Genomic DNA, 16902 nt, shown 5'->3' with positions numbered 1-16902 from the left:
GGTACATGCGGCGCTACCAGATTGACGCGACCGAGCGGACCACCGGCGACCCGGCCACCGTGTACGCCCTGCTCCGCGACGGTTCCACCTGGCCGGACTGGAGTCCGATCGACTCGTTCACACTGGAACGGGAAGGCGACGGCGAGCGGGAGGGCGTCGGCGCCGTGCGGATCTTCCGCAACGGCCGGGTCACCGGTCGCGACGAGGTCACCGGGTTCACCCCGGACCGCGCGTTCAGTTACGCCCACCTCGAGGGCCTGCCGGTCCGGGACTACCGCGGCGAGGTGACGCTCAGCCCGGCCGGCGGCGGCACCGTGATCCACTGGCGGGTCTCGTTCTCGCCCAGGATCCCGGGCACCGGCGCCGTGCTGCGCCTGGGCCTGACCCGGTTCCTCCGCCAGGTCGTGCGCGGCCTCGCCCGAGCCGCGGACAACTCTCGGTAGGGTGGCGCGGGTGGGCACGCTGGGGATCTTGCATACGGCCCGGCGGTGTGCCCGGATCCCGGTCGTGGCATGGGTGCTGGCCGGTGTGCTGCTGGCGATCTCGGTGATCTTCTGGCTGGCCGGGCACGGACTCGGGGTGGACAGCGCGGTGTACCGGGCCGGTGCCTTGGCCGTGCTGCACGGGGATCCGCTCTACCTGCCGCTGACCGGCGAGCCGCCGTGGGCGCCGCCGCTGCCGTTCGCGTATCCGCCGGTGGCGGCCCTGCAGTTCTTCCCACTGGTGCTCGTGCCGGCCCAGCTGAGCTGGGGTGTGATCGCGGCGCTGTCCATGCTCGCGCTGGGCGGGGTGCTGCGGGTGACGATGCCCGGGCAGCGCGGGCTCACGGTGGCGGTCACGCTGCTGGCGGTGTTGGCGCTGGAGCCCGTCTGGCGGACCCTGGCGCTCGGCCAGCTGAACCTGGTGCTGATGGGCCTGGTTGTCCTCGACGTGCTGGTGCTCCGGGGATCCCGCTGGTCCGGGGTGCTGGTCGGGCTGGCCTCGGCGATCAAGCTGACGCCGCTGATCTTCGTGCTGCACCTGGCGCTCACCGGGCGGCGGGCCGACGCTTTACGCGCGATGGGTACTTTCGTCGCGGTCAATACTTTCGCAGAGTTAGTACTGCCCGGAGATACAGCACTGTTCTGGGGGACGGCATTGATCGACGGGAACGACGCGACCACCAACTCCTGGATCGGCAACCAGTCGCTGAACGGGATCGTGCAGCGCCTCGCCGGGGAGGGGCTGGCCACGCTGGTGGCGGTCGGTGTGCTCGCCGCGGCGTGTCTGGCGGTGTCCGGCGTTGTCGTCCGCCGGCTGCACGGCCGCGGCGAGCACCTGGGCGCGCTGCTGGTCACCGCGTTCTGCGGCCTGCTGGTCAGCCCGGTGTCCTGGACCCACCACTGGGTGTGGATGGTGCCGCTGGTCGCCTTCCTGGTGCCGCGGGCGCTGCGCGGCGCCGCCTGGGCCCGGGTGTCGCTGGCCGCGATCGCCGTGGTGGGCACCGGCTGGGAGTTCTTCGTGGTTCGCAGCGGCGCGCACGTCGAGCTGCAGTGGTCCGTGCTGGAAGCGCTCCCGGGCAACGCCTACGTGCTTGCTGTGCTGTGCCTGGCGGCTTTCGTCCTGTTGCGGATGCGGCGGTCGGGAATGATGGCCACGTGAGCACCGAAACCGTGGACGTGGTGGTGATCGGGCTGGGGCCGGGCGGCGAGGCCGTGGCGGCGGAGCTGGCCGGGGCGGGCCTGTCGGTGGTGGGGGTGGACTCCCGGCTGGTCGGCGGCGAATGCCCGTACTTCGCCTGCGTGCCCACCAAGATGATGATCAGGGCGGCGGACGCGCTGGCCGAGGCGCGCCGGGTGCGCGAGCTGGCCGGCTCGGCCCAGGTCCAACCCGACTGGGGACCGGTGGCCACCCGGATCCGCCGCGAGGCCACCGACGACTGGGACGACCGGGTCGCGGTCGAGCGGCTGGAGCGCGCCGGCGGGCGGTTCGTCCGCGGCCACGGGAAGATCACCGCTCCCGGCCAGGTCACGGTGTCCACTTCGGACGGTGTGAGGACCTTCGAGGCCACGAAGGGGATCGTGCTCAACCCGGGCACCGATCCGGCGGTGCCGCCGATCCCCGGGCTGGCCGGCACTCCACTGTGGACGAACCGGGAGGCGGCCCGGACCACCACGGTGCCCAGCAGCATGATCGTGCTCGGCGGCGGGCCGGTCGGCTGCGAGCTCGCCCAGGTGTTCTCCCGGTTCGGCGCCAAGGTCACCCTCATCCAGACCGCGGACCGGCTGCTGCCGCCGGTCGAGCCCGAGGCCAGCGCGCTGGTCGCGGAGCGGTTCGCCGCGGAGAACATCACCGTCCGCACCGGCACCTCGGCGTCCGAGGTCAGCCACGACGGCGCCGGGTTCACCGTCACGGCCGGCGGCGGCGAGCCGCTCACCGCGGAGTGCCTGCTGGTGGCGGCCGGGCGGACGCGGGACCTGGCCGCGCTCGGCGTCGGCGCCTACGGCCTGGACGACAGCGCCCGGGTCATCCCGGTGGACGACCGGATGCGCGCCGCGGACGGGTTGTGGGCGATCGGCGACATCACCGGCAAGGGCGCGTTCACCCACATGTCGGTGTACCAGGCGAGTGCCGCGGTCGCGGACATCCTTGGCCGGGAGCACCCGCCGCCGGCCTACCACGCGGTGCCCAGCGTGACGTTCACCGACCCCGAGGTCGGCATGGTCGGGCTCACCGAGGCCGCGGCCCGCGACGGCGGGCTGAAGGTGCGCACCGGATCGACCAGCCTGGCGGTCACCTCGCGCGGCTTCATCCACGGCGTGGGCAACGAGGGGTTGATCAAAGTTGTCGAGGACGCCGACCGTGGGGTGCTGGTCGGCGCCACCTCGGTCGGGCCGTCCGGTGGCGAGGTGCTCGGCGCGTTGGCCGTCGCGGTGCACGCCGAGGTGCCGACCACCGTGCTGCGCAACATGATCACGGCCTACCCGACGTTCCACCGCGGGATCGTCGCCGCGCTGGAAGACCTGTCATGAATCCGCTCGACGGCTGGCTGACCCAGGGCGTGGCCGCGGTGGACGCCTGGCGGTCCGGTTTCGGCGCGTACCAGGAGCATCCGGCGCAGCAGGTGGACCCCGACCGGTTCGCCGCCGCGTTCAAGGAGTTCACCGAGCGGCTCGGCGACAACTACCCGTATTTCCACCCGGACTACGTCGGGCAGATGCTCAAGCCGCCGCACCCCGTGGCGGTGGCCGGCTACCTGACCGCCATGCTGATCAACCCGAACAACCACGCCCAGGACAGCGGCCCGGCCACCGCGCGGATGGAGCGCGAGGCGATCGCCGAGCTGGCGCGCATGTTCGGGTTCGGCACCCATCTCGGGCACCTCACCAGCAGCGGCACCATCGCCAACCTTGAGGCGCTCTACGTCGCCCGGGAGTCCCACCCCGGCAAGGGCGTCGCGTTCAGCGCGGAGAGCCACTACACACATGGGCGAATGTGCGGCGTGCTCGGCATCGAGGGCACCTCGGTTCCGGTCGACGACCGGAGCCGGATGGACCTCGACGCGCTCGAGGACGTGCTCAAGAAAGGCGACGTCGGCACCGTGGTGCTCACCGCCGGCACCACCGGGCTCGGCGCGATCGACCCGATCCACGAGGCGCTGGTACTCAAGGAGCGCTACGGCGTCCGGTTGCATGTGGACGCCGCATATGGTGGATTCTTCGTATTGCTGGCACATCCGAGCTCACCCGAGCCGATCGCCCCGGAACCGTGGCGGGCGATCGCCGGCTGCGACTCGGTCGTGATCGACCCGCACAAGCACGGCCTGCAGCCCTACGGCTGCGGCGCGGTGCTCTTCGCCGACCCGTCGGTGGCCCGGTTCTACCTGCACGACTCGCCGTACACCTACTTCACCGACGCGGAGTTCCACCTCGGCGAGATCAGCCTGGAGTGCTCCCGCGCCGGGGCCGCGGCCGCCGCGTTCTGGCTGACGCTGCAGGTGTTCCCGCTGCGCCCGGACGGGCTCGGCGCGTTCCTCGCGGCCAGCCGGCGGGCGGCGCTGGCCTGGGCGGAGGAGATCACCCGCTCGCCGCACCTTTCCCTGTACCAGCCGCCCGAGCTGGACATCGTCGCGTACTTCCCCACCGCGGCAACGCTTTCCGAGATCGACGCGGCGTCGGCGCGGGTCATGACCGAGGGGATGGCGGCCGGGCACGACCCGGTTTTCGTGAGCGCGCTGCGGATCGGGGCGGAGGCGTTCGCCCGGCGGCATCCCGGTGTGCGCGCCGACGCGGACGCCGCCCGGGTGCTGCGCAGCGTCCTGATCAAGCCCGAGGCACAGTCGCATGTGGACCGGCTGCACCGGATCGAGCGGCTGGCCGCCCGTGCCGGTTGACCGGATGGTGAGCTCCGTGCTCGACGACGTGCTCCCCTACCTGACGTGCCCGACCTGCGGGTCGGACCTCTCGCTGGCCGGTGCCGCGGTGCACTGCCCGCGCGCGCACACCTTCGACGTCGCCAAGCAGGGCTACCTGAACCTGGTTTCGGCGAAGTCGGCCGGCATCTCCGGGGACACCCCGGCGATGGTGGAGGCGCGGGCCCGGTTCCAGTCCGCCGGCCACTTCGCGCCGGTGGTGGCGGCGGTGGTGACCGCGGCGCAGCGCGCCACGGTGGACCGGCCGCTGGGCTGCGTGGTGGACATCGGCGCGGGCGTCGGGCACTACCTGGCCCCGGTGCTGGACGCGCTGCCCGGCCGGGTCGGGCTCGCCCTCGACGTGTCCAAGGCGGCGCTGCGCCGAGCCGCCCGGGCCCACCCGCGGGCCGGCGCGATCGGCTGCGACACCTGGCACGGGCTGCCGGTGCGCAGCGGCTCGGTCGCGGTGGCGCTGAGCATCTTCGCGCCGCGCAACCCCGCCGAGATCCACCGGGTGCTGGGTCCGGGCGGGGTGCTGATCGTGGTCTCGCCCACCGCGCGGCACCTGGTCGAGCTGGTCTGGAAGCTGAGCCTGCTGAAGGTGGAGCCGGAGAAGCGCGACAAGATCGAGGCGGCCATCGCGCCGTACTGCCAGCTGTCCAGTGAGGACGACTGGGAGTTCACCATGTCGTTGTCGCACAAGGACATCGACGCGGTGGTGGCGATGGGTCCGAGCGCGTGGCACACCAACCCGGCGGTGCTGCGGGAGCGGGTCCGGGAGTTGGCGGAGCCGATGCCGGTCACCGCCTCGGTCGTGGTGTCCACCTACCGCCGGCGGACCGGGGAGCCCTGATGGTCACGCGCGGGCCGGCGGTGCCTGACTGGCGCTACGCCATCGAGCCAGAAATAAACACTGCGAGCAGCGCAGGGAGCGAGCGCCAGCGAGTGACCGAGCAGCGCGAAGGAGCGAAGGCGGGAACAGGTACAGCGTCAAGGCCCGCGCCTGCGAGCGGAGCGAGCCAATCGAGCACAGTCACCCTCGCCGTCCTCGGTGCGGGCGACCGGGGCAGCGCGTACGCGGGGTGGGTGGCGCGGAACCCGGACCGGGCAACGGTTGTGGCAGTGGCCGAGCCGCGCGCCTACCAGCGGGAGCGGCTGGCGCGGGAGCACGGGATCCCGGCGGAGCGGGCGTTCGCGTCCTGGCAGGAGCTGGCCGGCGCGCCCAGGCTGGCCGACGCGGCGATCGTGGCCACCCGGGACACCGAGCACGTCGCACCGGCGATCACGCTGGCGCGCAAGGGGTATCACCTGCTGGTGGAGAAGCCGCTGGCGCCGGCCGAGGAGGAATGCCGCACGCTGGTGGCCGCGGTGCGGGACGCCGGGGTGCTGCTCGCGGTCTGCCACGTGCTGCGCTACCGGCCGTACACCCGGCTGCTCAAGGACATTGTGGACAGTGGGCGGGTCGGCACCGTGCTGAGCGTGCAGCATCTGGAGCCGGTCGGCTGGTGGCACCACGCGCATTCGTTCGTGCGCGGGAACTGGCGGCGGACCGACCGGGCGTCGTTCATGCTGATGGCCAAGTCCTGCCACGACATCGACTGGTTGCGGCACATCGTCGGGCGGCCGATCGAGCGCGTGTCCAGTTTCGGCTCGCTGCGCCACTTCCGGCCGGAGAACCGCCCGCCGGGTGCGGCCGACCGGTGCCTCGACTGTGCCGTCGAGCCGGAGTGCCCGTACTCCGCGCCCCGGCTCTACCTCGGCCGGCTGCGGGAGGGCCGAACCGGCTGGCCGGTCAGCGTGATCACCGACGAGGTGACCGAAACCGGTGTGCTGGCCGCGTTGCGGGACGGGCCGTACGGGCGGTGCGTCTACGCGTGCGACAACGACGCCGTCGACCACCAGGTGGTGGCGCTCGAGTTCGCCGGCGGCGCCACGGCCACGTTCCAGATGGTCGCGTTCACCCCGCACCTGGACCGCCGCACGCAGATCTTCGGCACCCGCGGCTCGATCGAGGGGGACGGCGAGCGGCTGACCGTGTACGACTTCACCACCGGGAGCAGCGAGGAGCTCACCACGGCCACGCCGGGCCCGGACGCGGCGGCCGGCCACGGCGGCGGCGACGCCGGCCTGATGGAGGCGTTCACCACCGCCGTAGCAACGGGTGACCCGTCGACGATCCTGTCCGGCCCGGCCGAGTCGCTGGAGACCCACCTCGCCGTGTTCGCCGCCGAACGCGCCCGGCACCGCGGCACCGTGGAGAGGGTTTTCCTGTAATCGCTGTCGCTCGGTCCGTTGTGTGGGCAATACCCAACATGCCGTCTGGCGGAATGTCGATTCACAATCCATTCTCTATTCTTGACTGTTCCTCACCAGGGCACTCCTCGGCATGTGGCACGGCGCGATTCTTGTCCTCCATCTGTCAATATGTTGCCCTGAGTCGGAGAGTAGTTCGACTCTGGTTACGTCGGGTCAGTCCGGACTACGATCGCCGCGTCTGTACTCGATTTGGAGGTAAACCCATGGCTGTCGCAAACGCCGTTGAGTTGTCCGGATACATCACGGCAATGGCCGCGTCGGCTCGCGTGGCACAGGCGATCTTGTCGGCCGGAACTGACCCAATGACGGTTCGGGAGTTCAAGTTCAAGGTCAACATTAGCGCCGACTTCTCGATCAACAGCGCGACGGACATCGGCCTGAACGTCTGGATTCTGTCGATCAAGGAGAAGCTGACGATCGACTACAAGAGCCATTGGGGCCTCGAGATCGATTGCACGATCGTTCCGACCTTCGAGACCGTTTAGGCGGCGCATCGTGGCTCAGGAGTTTGTCCCGCTGAACCAGCTTGTCGCTCTCGTTCTCGCGGAGATCAGGATAGCCGGTGAGAGACTGGAGCAGCAGCGCGGGGAGGTGGGTTTCGTACTGGGCGAGTGCTCGGTCACCATGGCCGTGGAGCTCAGGACTGACGGAGAGGTGACGATGGCCCGGAGTCCGTCGCTTGGCGAGCACGTTCCAGCTGAACTTGTCTCGAGGGTATCTATCGCCCTTCGTCCGAGCGCGCCGTTCAGTGAAGGACGCTAGGTGTCTCTCGGGCCGTTCTGCCGGCGGGATGAAGACTCGAGGTGTCGCAGCGTGAAGAAGATTACTATTGGGATCAATAGCTCCAGCGGATTCTTGCGGGCCGACAGCGACCCCATGAGCGACGACGATGTGCGGGAGCAACTCAGCGCTGTCGCGACCGCGAAGGAAAACGGACCCGATACGATCGTCCAGTTGCCCTGGATCGTCCTGCGATCTGCTGACGTGCTCTTTGCGCGCAGCTCGTCGCTGTAGGCATGACAGTGCCGGACCTGAGGTGGTCACTCAGGCCCGGCACGTATTGGCTTACTTCACAGATCAGAGCCAGGGGACCTGGGGTGAGCGGTAGAAGTCGATGCCCTGCACCGTCCATCGTGGACCCTGGGCGGCCAGGCGGTCCCGGAAGCTCGGCCAATTGTGCGTGGCCGCCGGGGACCAGCCGAGCTCGGCGTAGGCGGCGAGCCGGGGGAACGCCATGAACTCGATGTGGTCGCTGGTGACGATCGTCTCCGTCCACAGTGGAGCTTCCAGGCCGCGGACCGAGCTTTCGCCGACGCCGCGCAGGTAGTTGCCGGGGTCCCAGTCGTAGGCGTCGCGGACCTCGATCAGGCCGGCCCAGTCCTGACCGAGCGGGGTGGCGTCGGTGTACTTCATGTCCAGGTAGGCCTTGTTGGCCGGGGACATGACGATCTTGTTGCCGCGCGCGGCGGCCGCGGCCACGTCGTCGTCGACCGGCTCGGTGCCCCAGAACTGCGGGACCGCGGAGGTCGGCGGGTCCGCCACGACGAACTGGTGCCAGCCGGTGACGGTCTTGCCGTACTTCACCACGATCGGCAGCACCCGGCCGATGAACGTGCGGTAGTCCTCGGGGGTGGTGGCGTGCGCCTCGTCCGTGCCGATGTGCAGGTACTTTCCCGGAGTCAGTACTGCCAGTTCGCGCAGTACGTCATCGAGGAACCGGTAGGTGATCTCGCTGTTGACGCACAGCGAGCTGAACCCGACGTCGGTGCCGGTGTAGAGCGGCGGGGCGACGCCGTCGCAGTTCAGCTCCGCATACGAGGCCAGCGCGGCGTTGGTGTGGCCAGGCATGTCGATCTCCGGGATGACCGTCATGTGCCGGGACGCGGCGTAGGCCACGATGTCGCGGTACTGGTCCTGGGTGTAGAAGCCGCCCGGCCCGCCACCGACCTGGGTGCTGCCGCCGAACGTCGCCAGCCGCGGCCAGCTCTTGATCTCGATGCGCCAGCCCTGGTCGTCGGCCAGGTGCAGGTGGAAGACGTTGATCTTGTACTGCGCCGCCTGGTCGATGTACTTCTTCACCTGGTCCACGGTGAAGAAGTGCCGGGCGACGTCGAGCATGGTGCCGCGGTGCGCGAACCGCGGGAAGTCGGTGATCCGCCCGCCCGCGACGGTCCAGGGCCCGGCCTGCCGCGTGCGGCTTTCCACCTTGGCCGGCAGCATCTGGCGCAGCGTCTGCACACCGGCGAACAGCCCGTCCGCGGTGTTCGCCCGCAGGGTGACGCCGGTGCGGCGCACGGTCAGCTCGTAACCCTCGGAACCGACGGTCTGATCCGCGCCGAGCTGCAGCGAGATCGCGCCGGATGTGCCGGTCGACCCGGTCACCGGCAGCGGGAAGCCGGTGGACGGCCGGAGCACCCCGGCCAGGTAGCGCGCGACCGCGCCGGCCTCGGTGGACCGGGCGACGATCGCGGTCTGCCGGGTGATCTCGAAGTTGTCGCGGGATTCCGAGCGCACTGATACCGGTGCCGGCACGACCGAGGTGATGCGGGTGATGTGCTGCTCCGTGGTGGCTGTGGCGGGTCCGGAGGCGACGGCGAGCGGGGCGGCCGTGGCGGCGGCCACGGTCAGCGCGGCGAGCATCCGGCGGTTACGGGAAATCTTCACGGGTCCTCCTCGAGTGGAGCCCGGACGGCAGGGTCTAAACCATTAGGTATAGACCAATTTAGCCCCGCCGACAATCGGTTGTGCGCCTCCGCGGAGAAAAGTACGTCGGCGCGTGTCAGCGCGCCGAGGAGACCTCCGTGGCCGCGACGAACAGCCCGGTCAGATGGTCGATCAGCCGCACCGGCGAGACGTCGAGCTGGCCGTCCAGATACGCCCCGCCCACCTCGGCCAGCGCCCCCACCAGCGAGAGCGCGGTGAGGTAGGTGTCGGTCGGATCCGCCGGCCCGTCCCCGAAGAAGTCCCGGGCGAACTGCGACAGCAGCGCCGCCTGCGCGCGCACCGCCTCCTGCCGCCGTCGCTGCAGCGTCTCGTTGCCGGTCGCCTCCAGGATCAGCACCCGCCCCTTGCGCGGATCCCCGATCAGCCACTCGACCGCCGCCGCGATCCCCGCCCTCGCGGTGCGCTGGATATGGCGCGGCGCCTTGGTCGCCGCCTCCAGCACCACCTGGATCCCCTCCACGAGAACGTGTTCGTAGACCGCGAGCAGCAGCGCCTCGTGATCGGGAAAGCTCTCGTAGAAGTACCGCTCGGTGAGCCCCGCCTGCCGGCACACGCCGCGCACGGTGGTGCTCGCCCACCCCTGCGTGCCGATGACCTCGAGCCCGGCCTCGATCAGCGCCGCGCGCCGCTCGGCCCGCCGCTCCTCCGCGCTGACCCCCCGCCAGGACCGGGTAGGAGTGCTACGCACCCGCGCATCCTGACATCAACTGTTGTCCACGTCCACCAGGTTGAGGGCACGCACCTGCTGCAGATGCGCTCGAACCGTACCGCCGGCCAATCTGGAGCGCTTCCGCGGCCCGAGTGCGGGCTTCGTCGAGGTGCCCGGCATCAGTGAGCGCGCGGGCATGATCGACCTGGGCATGCGCGAACGGGCGCGGGGACGCGAGAGCCGGAGCCGCAGCGGTGAGCGCGGACCGGGCCGCGCTGAGATCGCCGAGCTTGGCGAACGCGGACGCCTGGTATCGGGCAGCTATGGCAGCGGTGAGCGCGAGAACCCAGGGCCACACGGGTTTCCCGCGGTCGCTGTCGATCAATCACTCCTCCGGCGCCGGCACCTAGTCGAGGTGGCCGAACTGGAGGTGGACGCGGACGTGCTCGGTCACGTGGTCGTTCGGGGCGAGGGCGGTGTAGAGCTGGTCGGCGAACTGGTTCCGTTCCGGCACCGGTGGGAGTTTGTCGGTGGAGACGGCGGAGAATATGCCGCCGATGAGGTCGTCGATGGTCAGGGCAGCATCGTAGTCCACTGTGGACTCGGTGAACCGGTAGCCGGCTGACTCCAGAGCCTTGCGGTTGGGGGCGCGGCCTTCGTCGTCGGTTTGGCAGGACGAGGTGAGGGACCGGCCGAGCCATTGTTCGAGGCGCGCCCGGACGATGCGGGACCACTCGGTGTCCTGGAGCCAGAGTGGTGCGCCGTTGGTGACGACGGCGATGCCGCCGCCGGGCCGCAGCAATGGACGGGTGGCGGCGAACAAGGCATCACGGTTCATCCAGTGAATGGCGACCGCGGCGGTGACGGCGCCGACCGTTCCGCTGCCCAGGAGCGCGGTCAGGTTCGGCACGTTCTGGTCGGCGCCGAGAAGCCAGGAAATGTTGGTGATGCCCCGTGCCTCGGCGGTGAGCCGGGCAAGCACGAGCATGTCGGGTTCCGGGTCGACGCCCACGACCGAACGCACGCGTTCGGCCAGCGGCAGGGTGAGCTGCCCGGTGCCGCAGCCGAGGTCGATGACGACATCGTCGGTGGTCAGCCCGAAAGTGTCAGCGATCGCGTCGACGACCACGGACGGATAGCCACGCCGGTATTTGGCGTAATACTTGGCCACCTCGCCGCCGAAACCCAATCCCATGGCGTTAACAATGTCATGTTCCCCGCAGGATCGGACGGAGGGTGTCCAGAACCGCGGGATCCTCGATGGTGGACGGGACAGGTTCGTCGCGGCCGTCGGCGATGGCCCGCATGGTCTTGCGCAGTATCTTGCCGGAACGGGTCTTCGGGAGACCGTCGACAACGGACACCTCGCGAAATGCGGCGACCGGGCCGATCTCGCGGCGAACCGCGGCGACGAGCTCGTCGCGGAGGGTGATTTCGTCGATTGTGACACCGGCTTTGAGGACGACGAAACCGCGGGGAAGTTGGCCCTTCAGCTCGTCGCGAACGCCGATGACGGCGCACTCGGCGACGGCGGGATGCGCGGCGAGAACGGCCTCCATGGAACCGGTGGACAGCCGGTGGCCGGCCACGTTGATCACGTCGTCGGTGCGGCCCATGACGTAGACGTAGCCGTCCTCGTCCTTGTAGCCGCCGTCGCCGGTCAGGTAGTGGCCGGGGAACTGGGACAGGTACGAGGAGACGTAGCGCTCGTCGTCGCCCCAGAGCGTGGGGAGCGTGCCGGGCGGCAGCGGCAACCTGATCGCGATGGCGCCTTCCTGGTTGGGCGGCAGGTCGGCGCCGGCGGCGTCGAGGACGCGGACGTCGTAACCGGGCACCGGCACGCTCGGCGATCCCGGTTTGAGTGGCATCGGGTCGAGGCCGCGCGGCGAGGCGCAGATCGGCCAGCCGGTCTCGGTCTGCCACCAGTGGTCCACCACCGGCACGCCGAGCTTCTCAGTGGCCCAGTGGTAGGTCTCCGGGTCGAGCCGCTCACCGGCGAGGAACAGCGTGCGGAACGCGCTGAGGTCGTGGCCGGCCAGCAGCTTCGCGTCCGGGTCGGCGCGCTTGATCGCGCGGAACGCGGTGGGCGCGGTGAACAGCGCCTTCGCCCGGTGCTCGGCGAGGACCCGCCAGAACGCGCCGGCGTCGGGGGTGCCGACCGGCTTTCCTTCGTACAGCACGCTGGTGGCGCCGGCGATGAGCGGGGCGTACACGATGTACGAGTGGCCGACGACCCAGCCGACGTCGGACGCCGTCCACCACACCTCGCCGGGTTGCACATCGTATACGTTGCGCAATGACCAGGCCAACGAGACCGCGTGCCCGCCGTTGTCCCGCACCACGCCCTTCGGCTTCCCGGTGGTGCCCGAGGTGTAGAGGATGTACAGCGGGTCGGTCGCCGCCACCGGCACGCAGTCCGCCGGGGTCGCGGTGCTCATCGCGGTGTCCCAGTCGACGTCACCCTCGGCGAGGTCGGCCGGTGCCTGTTCCCGCTGCAGCACCACGACGTGGTCGGGCTGATGGGTGGTGACGGTGAGCGCCTCGGCGATGATCGGGCGATACTCCACGATCCGCGCCGGCTCGATCCCGCAGGACGCCGCCACGATCACCTTCGGCCGCGCGTCGTCGATCCGGGTGGCCAGCTCACGCGGGGCGAACCCGCCGAACACCACCGAATGCACCGCCCCCAGCCGCGCGCAGGCCAGCATCGCCACCACCGCCCGCGGCACCATCGGCATGTAGATGATCACCCGGTCGCCCGCGGCCACCCCGAGCCCGGCCAGCACCCCGGCGAACCGCGCCACCTCGTCCCGCAGCGCGTGGTAGGTGAAGGTGACCTTCATCCCGGTCACCGGCGAGTCGTAGATCAACGCGACCTGCTCACCCCGGCCGGACTCCACGTGCCGGTCCAGCGCGTTGTGGCAGGTGTTCAGCCGGCCGTCCGGGAACCACCGGTACAGCGGCGCCGCCGAATCGTCCAATGCCCTGGTCGGCGGGGTCTCCCAGTCGATCGCGGCCGCGGCCTCGAGCCAGAACCCCTCGGGGTCGGCCAGGCTCCGTGCGTACGTGTCGGGGTAGCTGCCCATACGGGAGATCATGCCGCGCCGGCGCAACCTTAACCCGCGCCGTGACGTCATTCGCCTAGTCTTGGGAAGGGGCGTAAGAGGAGGGGAGCCTGTGGACGCACTCGTGCAGATCGCCGGCTCGCTGCTCTCGCTCGCCCACCGGGTGTTCGGCCCCGGGTTCTGCCCCGGTGACTGGGTGTGGGCGACCGCCACGATGGGCAGCATCATCGCGCTGCTCCCGGTGGTCGGCTCGCTGTTCGTGGCGCTGGCCCGCAAGGGCACCGGCAACACCTACAACGCCATCACCGTGACGCTGTTCGGCGTGGTCGGGCTGCTGTTCGCGTTCCTGCTGCCGTGGCTGCTGATGATGGGCGCGTCCGAGGTGTTCCGGGCGGCGTGGCGCGGCCAGCCAACCGGCCTGACCGCGACCGATCTGAGCACGCTCAACGACCAGCACTGCTGGGTCGGCGAGCAGCGCGACTACCTCGGCAGCGGGCCGACGGTGTACGAGGTGCTGTTCCACCCGTTCGAGGGCCCGGCCAAGCTGGTGCTGCACGTCGGCGCGCTGGTGGTCGTGCCCGGTCTGTGCCTGCTGTTCGTGTGGCTGCAGGCCCGGGCGGCGCTGCGGCGCGGACCGAAGTGGCCGGCGCGCCTGGTCTGGATCCCGTTCCTGATGCTGATCCTGCTCACCGCGCCGCTGGCCGCGCGGGTGGCCATCTACCTGTGGCTGGGCTTCCTGCCGGCGAGCATCCTGGGCCTGCTCCCGGTGCTGGTCGTCGGCCCGCCGAGCTGGTCGGTGATCGAACGCGCGTACCAGCGGCCGCAGCCCCCACCCCAGCCACCGCCGCCCTCGGCGTACCGGCCGCCCCAGCCCCAGCCGCGCACCCCGCCGCTCCCGCCGCTCCGCCCGGTCGTCCGGGAGCCCGAGCCGGACCGGGCGGCGCTGGCCAAGCTCGCCGCGGACCCCGGACCGCTGCCGTTCACCCCGCGCAACGCCACCACCTCGACGATGTGGACACAGTCCGGCGGCCGGTTCCGCAAGATCCGCCCGCTCGGGCACGGCGGCTTCGGTACCGTCTGGCTCGCCCGGGACACCCAGCTCGACCGCACGGTCGCGGTGAAGATGGCGCACGCGCCGGACGCCGAGACCGAGGAGCGGATGCTGCGCGAGGCCCGGGCGCTGGCCGCGGTGCACCACCCCAACTGCGTGCGGGTCTACGACATCGTGTCCGATGTGGACGGTCTGGGCCTGGTCATGGAGTACATCGAGGGGCGGCAGCTCGCCGAGCTGGTGGGGGACAGCGGCCCGATCGGCGACGTGGCCGCGGCCCGGCTGTGGATGACCATGGCCACGGCGCTCTCCGCCGCGCACGGCAAGGGCGTGCTGCACCGGGACATCAAGCCGGCGAACGTGATCGTCGACCCGGACGGCAGCCCGCACCTGATCGACTTCGGCATCGCCCGGTCGAAGGGTGACTCGACCCTGACCGCGACCGGGATGATGGTCGGCACGCCCGACTTCCTCGCCCCGGAGACCGCCGCCGGCGCGCCCGCCACCCCGGCGTCCGACGCCTGGCAGCTCGCCGCCACGGTGAGCTTCGCGCTGACCGGCGCGCCGCCGCGGGGCGTGCGGGAGAACGCGATGGCCGCGCTGATGGCGGCCGCCAAGTCCGAGCCGCTGGTCCGGGTGCCCCGGCAGAGCGCGCACCGCCCGCTGCTGTTCGCCTCGCTGGAGTCCGACCCCGCCCGGCGCCCCACGCTGAACGCGGTCGCGCGCGAGATGAGCACCTGGCTCTCCCGCAACGGGCAGGCCGAGGAAGGGCCGGTCACGCAGATCGTCGACCGCGAACGCACCCGCCCGATCCGCTAGCGGGAGTTTCCCCCTTAGTTTGATCTTGAGGCGGGTCGACGCCTGTCGGATGGTTGTTGATCTGGGACGACACGCTTGTCGGGGAGCTTGACTTTCCTTGATCAAGTGTATTACCTAAATTATATGGCGTCGGTGATCAGCAAGGTGATCAACGGCAAGCCGTACTACTACCTCGCGGTGTCGGCGCGGGTGGACGGCAAGCCGCGCATCGTGCAGCAGAAGTATTTGGGCAGCGCCGAGGACATCGACGCGGCGATGTCCGGGGCCACCGCGCTGCCCTCCCGCACGCGGCACCTGGCGTTCGGGGACCTGGCCGCGGCCTGGGCGGTGATCGAGCGGTTGGGCGTGGTCGCGATCATCGATGGCGTAGTCGGCGGCCGCCGGGCGGATGCGGGCGCCTCGGTGGGCACCTATATCGCGTTGGCGACGGCGAATCGGGTGGTCGATCCGTGCTCCAAGCTGCGGTTCGCCGACTGGTGGGCCAGCACCGCGGGTGACCGCCTGGTCAAGATCAGGTCATCGGCGCTGGATCACCGCCGGTTCTGGGACGCCATGCATGTGCTCAACCCAGGCGACCTGATCGAGATCGAGCGGCGGATCGCCGCCCGGGCGATTGAGGTATTCGGGTTGGATACCTCCTCACTGGCGTTGGACATGACCAACTTCGCCACGTTCATCGACTCCACCAACGACCGGGCGCCGATCGCCCAGCGAGGTAAGGCCAAGCAGAAACGCACCGATCTGCGACTGGTCGGGCTCGGCCTGGTCATCACCCGCGACGGCGGGATCCCACTGCTGTCCCACGCCTATCCCGGCGACCGCCCCGACGTCACCCAGTTCGCAACGATGATCGAAGAACTCGCCGAGCGGCACCGCCAACTATCCGGCGGTGATCCCGAGTTGACCGTGGTATTCGACGCCGGACAGAACTCCCAACCCAACTTCGCGCTGCTCGAACGCCACCGACTGCACTATGTCGGCTCGCTGCCACCCTCGGACCATCCCGCACTGCTGGACATTCCCGCCAGCGACTACCGGCCAGTCCCCGAGTTCGACCGGGTCACTGCGCACGAGACCACCCTGGACGCGCTGGGCCTGTCGCACCGGGCGGTGCTGACCCATTCCCAGGAATTGCACGACGCCCAGTCCCGCGGCTTCGACCAGACCCTGGCCAAGGCCACCCGAGCCCTCACCGAGATCGCCGACACCCTGGCCCGCGGCAAAGCCCGCCGCAGCAAAGAAAAACTGGAAGCCGCGATCACCGCCGTCTGCAAATCCCGCTGGGTCAACGAGGTGCTCACCTGGCGGCTCACCGGCCAGGTCCCACCCGATCTGCGGCTGGACTACACCCTCGACCCCGACGCCCGCGCCGCGCTGCAAGACCGCCTGTTCGGCAAACGGATCCTCATCACCGACCACACCGACTGGTCCACCGCCGAGGTCATCGCCGGATACCGCTCCCAATCCGACGCCGAGTTTGGCTTCCGCCAACTCAAAGACCCCCACGTCGTCTCGTTCTCCCCGATGCACCACTGGACCAACAACCACATCCGAGTCCACACCTTCTACAGCGTGCTCGCGCTGATGATCGCCCACCTGATGCGCCGCACCGCCCACCAAGCCGGCCTGGACCTCTCCGTCCGCGAACTGCTCGCCCACCTGGCCGGCATCGAAGAAACCGTGCTGCTCTACCCCGGCCAACGCGGCCGGCCCAAAGCCCGCCGCATGATCACCGACAAGACCGACCTCCAGCAAAACCTGTTCGACACCTTCAATCTCGCCCGGTGGGCGCCGACAAGTTAGGCAATACACCCACACAAGATCAACACCAGTGCCGACCAGCGAAAACCCATGCCTAGATCAACTTATCCAGGAAACTCCCGCTAGC

At 70.1% G+C, this 16902-nt stretch carries 15 protein-coding genes; 11 read left to right on the top strand and 4 right to left on the bottom strand.

Features of this window, described 5'->3' with window-relative positions:
* The first annotated feature begins 5 nt into the window (after positions 1-5).
* The 9 genes from VGR06_RS36895 to VGR06_RS36855 all read left to right on the top strand — a co-directional run bounded on the left by VGR06_RS36895 (position 6) and on the right by VGR06_RS36855 (position 7720).
* A complete protein-coding gene (locus VGR06_RS36895) occupies positions 6-443 on the top strand; it encodes an SRPBCC family protein (protein ID WP_327563856.1) in 438 nt (145 codons plus the stop codon).
* A gap of 10 nt (positions 444-453) precedes the next feature.
* Entirely contained in the window at positions 454-1641 is a 1188-nt protein-coding gene (locus VGR06_RS36890) for a glycosyltransferase 87 family protein (protein WP_327563855.1), read from the top strand.
* Complete coding sequence (locus tag VGR06_RS36885) at positions 1638-3011, top strand: NAD(P)/FAD-dependent oxidoreductase (protein WP_327563854.1); 1374 nt, start codon at positions 1638-1640, stop codon at positions 3009-3011. The genes VGR06_RS36890 and VGR06_RS36885 overlap by 4 nt, the downstream gene beginning before the upstream one ends.
* Positions 3008-4372 carry a pyridoxal phosphate-dependent decarboxylase family protein gene (locus tag VGR06_RS36880; RefSeq protein ID WP_327563853.1) on the top strand — a complete coding sequence of 455 codons (1365 nt, stop codon included), beginning with the start codon at positions 3008-3010 and terminating at the stop codon, positions 4370-4372. Before VGR06_RS36885 ends, VGR06_RS36880 begins: the two co-directional genes overlap by 4 nt.
* 4 nt (positions 4373-4376) lie before the next feature.
* The gene (locus tag VGR06_RS36875) at positions 4377-5243 is read left to right on the top strand and encodes a putative RNA methyltransferase (protein WP_327563852.1); all 867 of its coding nucleotides are present in this window, start codon (positions 4377-4379) and stop codon (positions 5241-5243) included.
* On the top strand, positions 5243-6664 hold the full coding sequence (locus VGR06_RS36870) for a Gfo/Idh/MocA family oxidoreductase (RefSeq protein WP_327563851.1): 1422 nt from the start codon (positions 5243-5245) through the stop codon (positions 6662-6664). The genes VGR06_RS36875 and VGR06_RS36870 overlap by 1 nt, the downstream gene beginning before the upstream one ends.
* A 245-nt stretch (positions 6665-6909) precedes the next feature.
* Entirely contained in the window at positions 6910-7191 is a 282-nt protein-coding gene (locus tag VGR06_RS36865; protein WP_327563850.1) for a hypothetical protein, read from the top strand.
* Between the two features lie 10 nt (positions 7192-7201).
* On the top strand, positions 7202-7468 hold the full coding sequence (locus VGR06_RS36860; protein WP_327563849.1) for a hypothetical protein: 267 nt from the start codon (positions 7202-7204) through the stop codon (positions 7466-7468).
* 51 nt (positions 7469-7519) lie between these two features.
* On the top strand, positions 7520-7720 hold the full coding sequence (locus VGR06_RS36855; RefSeq protein ID WP_327563848.1) for a hypothetical protein: 201 nt from the start codon (positions 7520-7522) through the stop codon (positions 7718-7720).
* A 63-nt stretch (positions 7721-7783) separates the two neighbouring features.
* Here VGR06_RS36855 and VGR06_RS36850 read toward each other — a convergent pair whose 3' ends face one another.
* The 4 genes from VGR06_RS36850 to VGR06_RS36835 form a co-directional block, all read right to left on the bottom strand.
* On the bottom strand, positions 7784-9346 hold the full coding sequence (locus tag VGR06_RS36850; protein ID WP_414637404.1) for a beta-N-acetylhexosaminidase: 1563 nt from the start codon (positions 9344-9346) through the stop codon (positions 7784-7786).
* A 139-nt stretch (positions 9347-9485) separates the two neighbouring features.
* The gene (locus VGR06_RS36845; RefSeq protein WP_327563846.1) at positions 9486-10118 is read right to left on the bottom strand and encodes a TetR/AcrR family transcriptional regulator; all 633 of its coding nucleotides are present in this window, start codon (positions 10116-10118) and stop codon (positions 9486-9488) included.
* Positions 10119-10485: 367 nt separating this feature from the next.
* Complete coding sequence (locus VGR06_RS36840) at positions 10486-11274, bottom strand: class I SAM-dependent methyltransferase (RefSeq protein ID WP_327563845.1); 789 nt, start codon at positions 11272-11274, stop codon at positions 10486-10488.
* 13 nt (positions 11275-11287) lie between these two features.
* Complete coding sequence (locus tag VGR06_RS36835) at positions 11288-13165, bottom strand: propionyl-CoA synthetase (RefSeq protein ID WP_327563844.1); 1878 nt, start codon at positions 13163-13165, stop codon at positions 11288-11290.
* A 91-nt stretch (positions 13166-13256) separates the two neighbouring features.
* On the opposite strand from VGR06_RS36835, the gene VGR06_RS36830 reads away from it, so the two are divergent.
* Together VGR06_RS36830 and VGR06_RS36825 are read left to right on the top strand one after the other, a co-directional pair.
* Positions 13257-15014: a serine/threonine-protein kinase gene (locus tag VGR06_RS36830; protein WP_327563843.1), complete on the top strand. Its 1758-nt coding sequence runs from the start codon at positions 13257-13259 to the stop codon at positions 15012-15014.
* Between the two features lie 87 nt (positions 15015-15101).
* Positions 15102-16817 carry an IS1634 family transposase gene (locus tag VGR06_RS36825; RefSeq protein ID WP_327563842.1) on the top strand — a complete coding sequence of 572 codons (1716 nt, stop codon included), beginning with the start codon at positions 15102-15104 and terminating at the stop codon, positions 16815-16817.
* The last annotated feature ends 85 nt before the right edge of the window (positions 16818-16902 follow it).

The sequence above is a fragment of the Actinophytocola sp. genome (genome assembly GCF_036002505.1).
Taxonomy (GTDB): domain Bacteria; phylum Actinomycetota; class Actinomycetes; order Mycobacteriales; family Pseudonocardiaceae; genus DASYTH01.
Note: the sequence above shows the minus strand (reverse complement) of the source record. Positions and strands in the feature narration are given on the sequence as shown.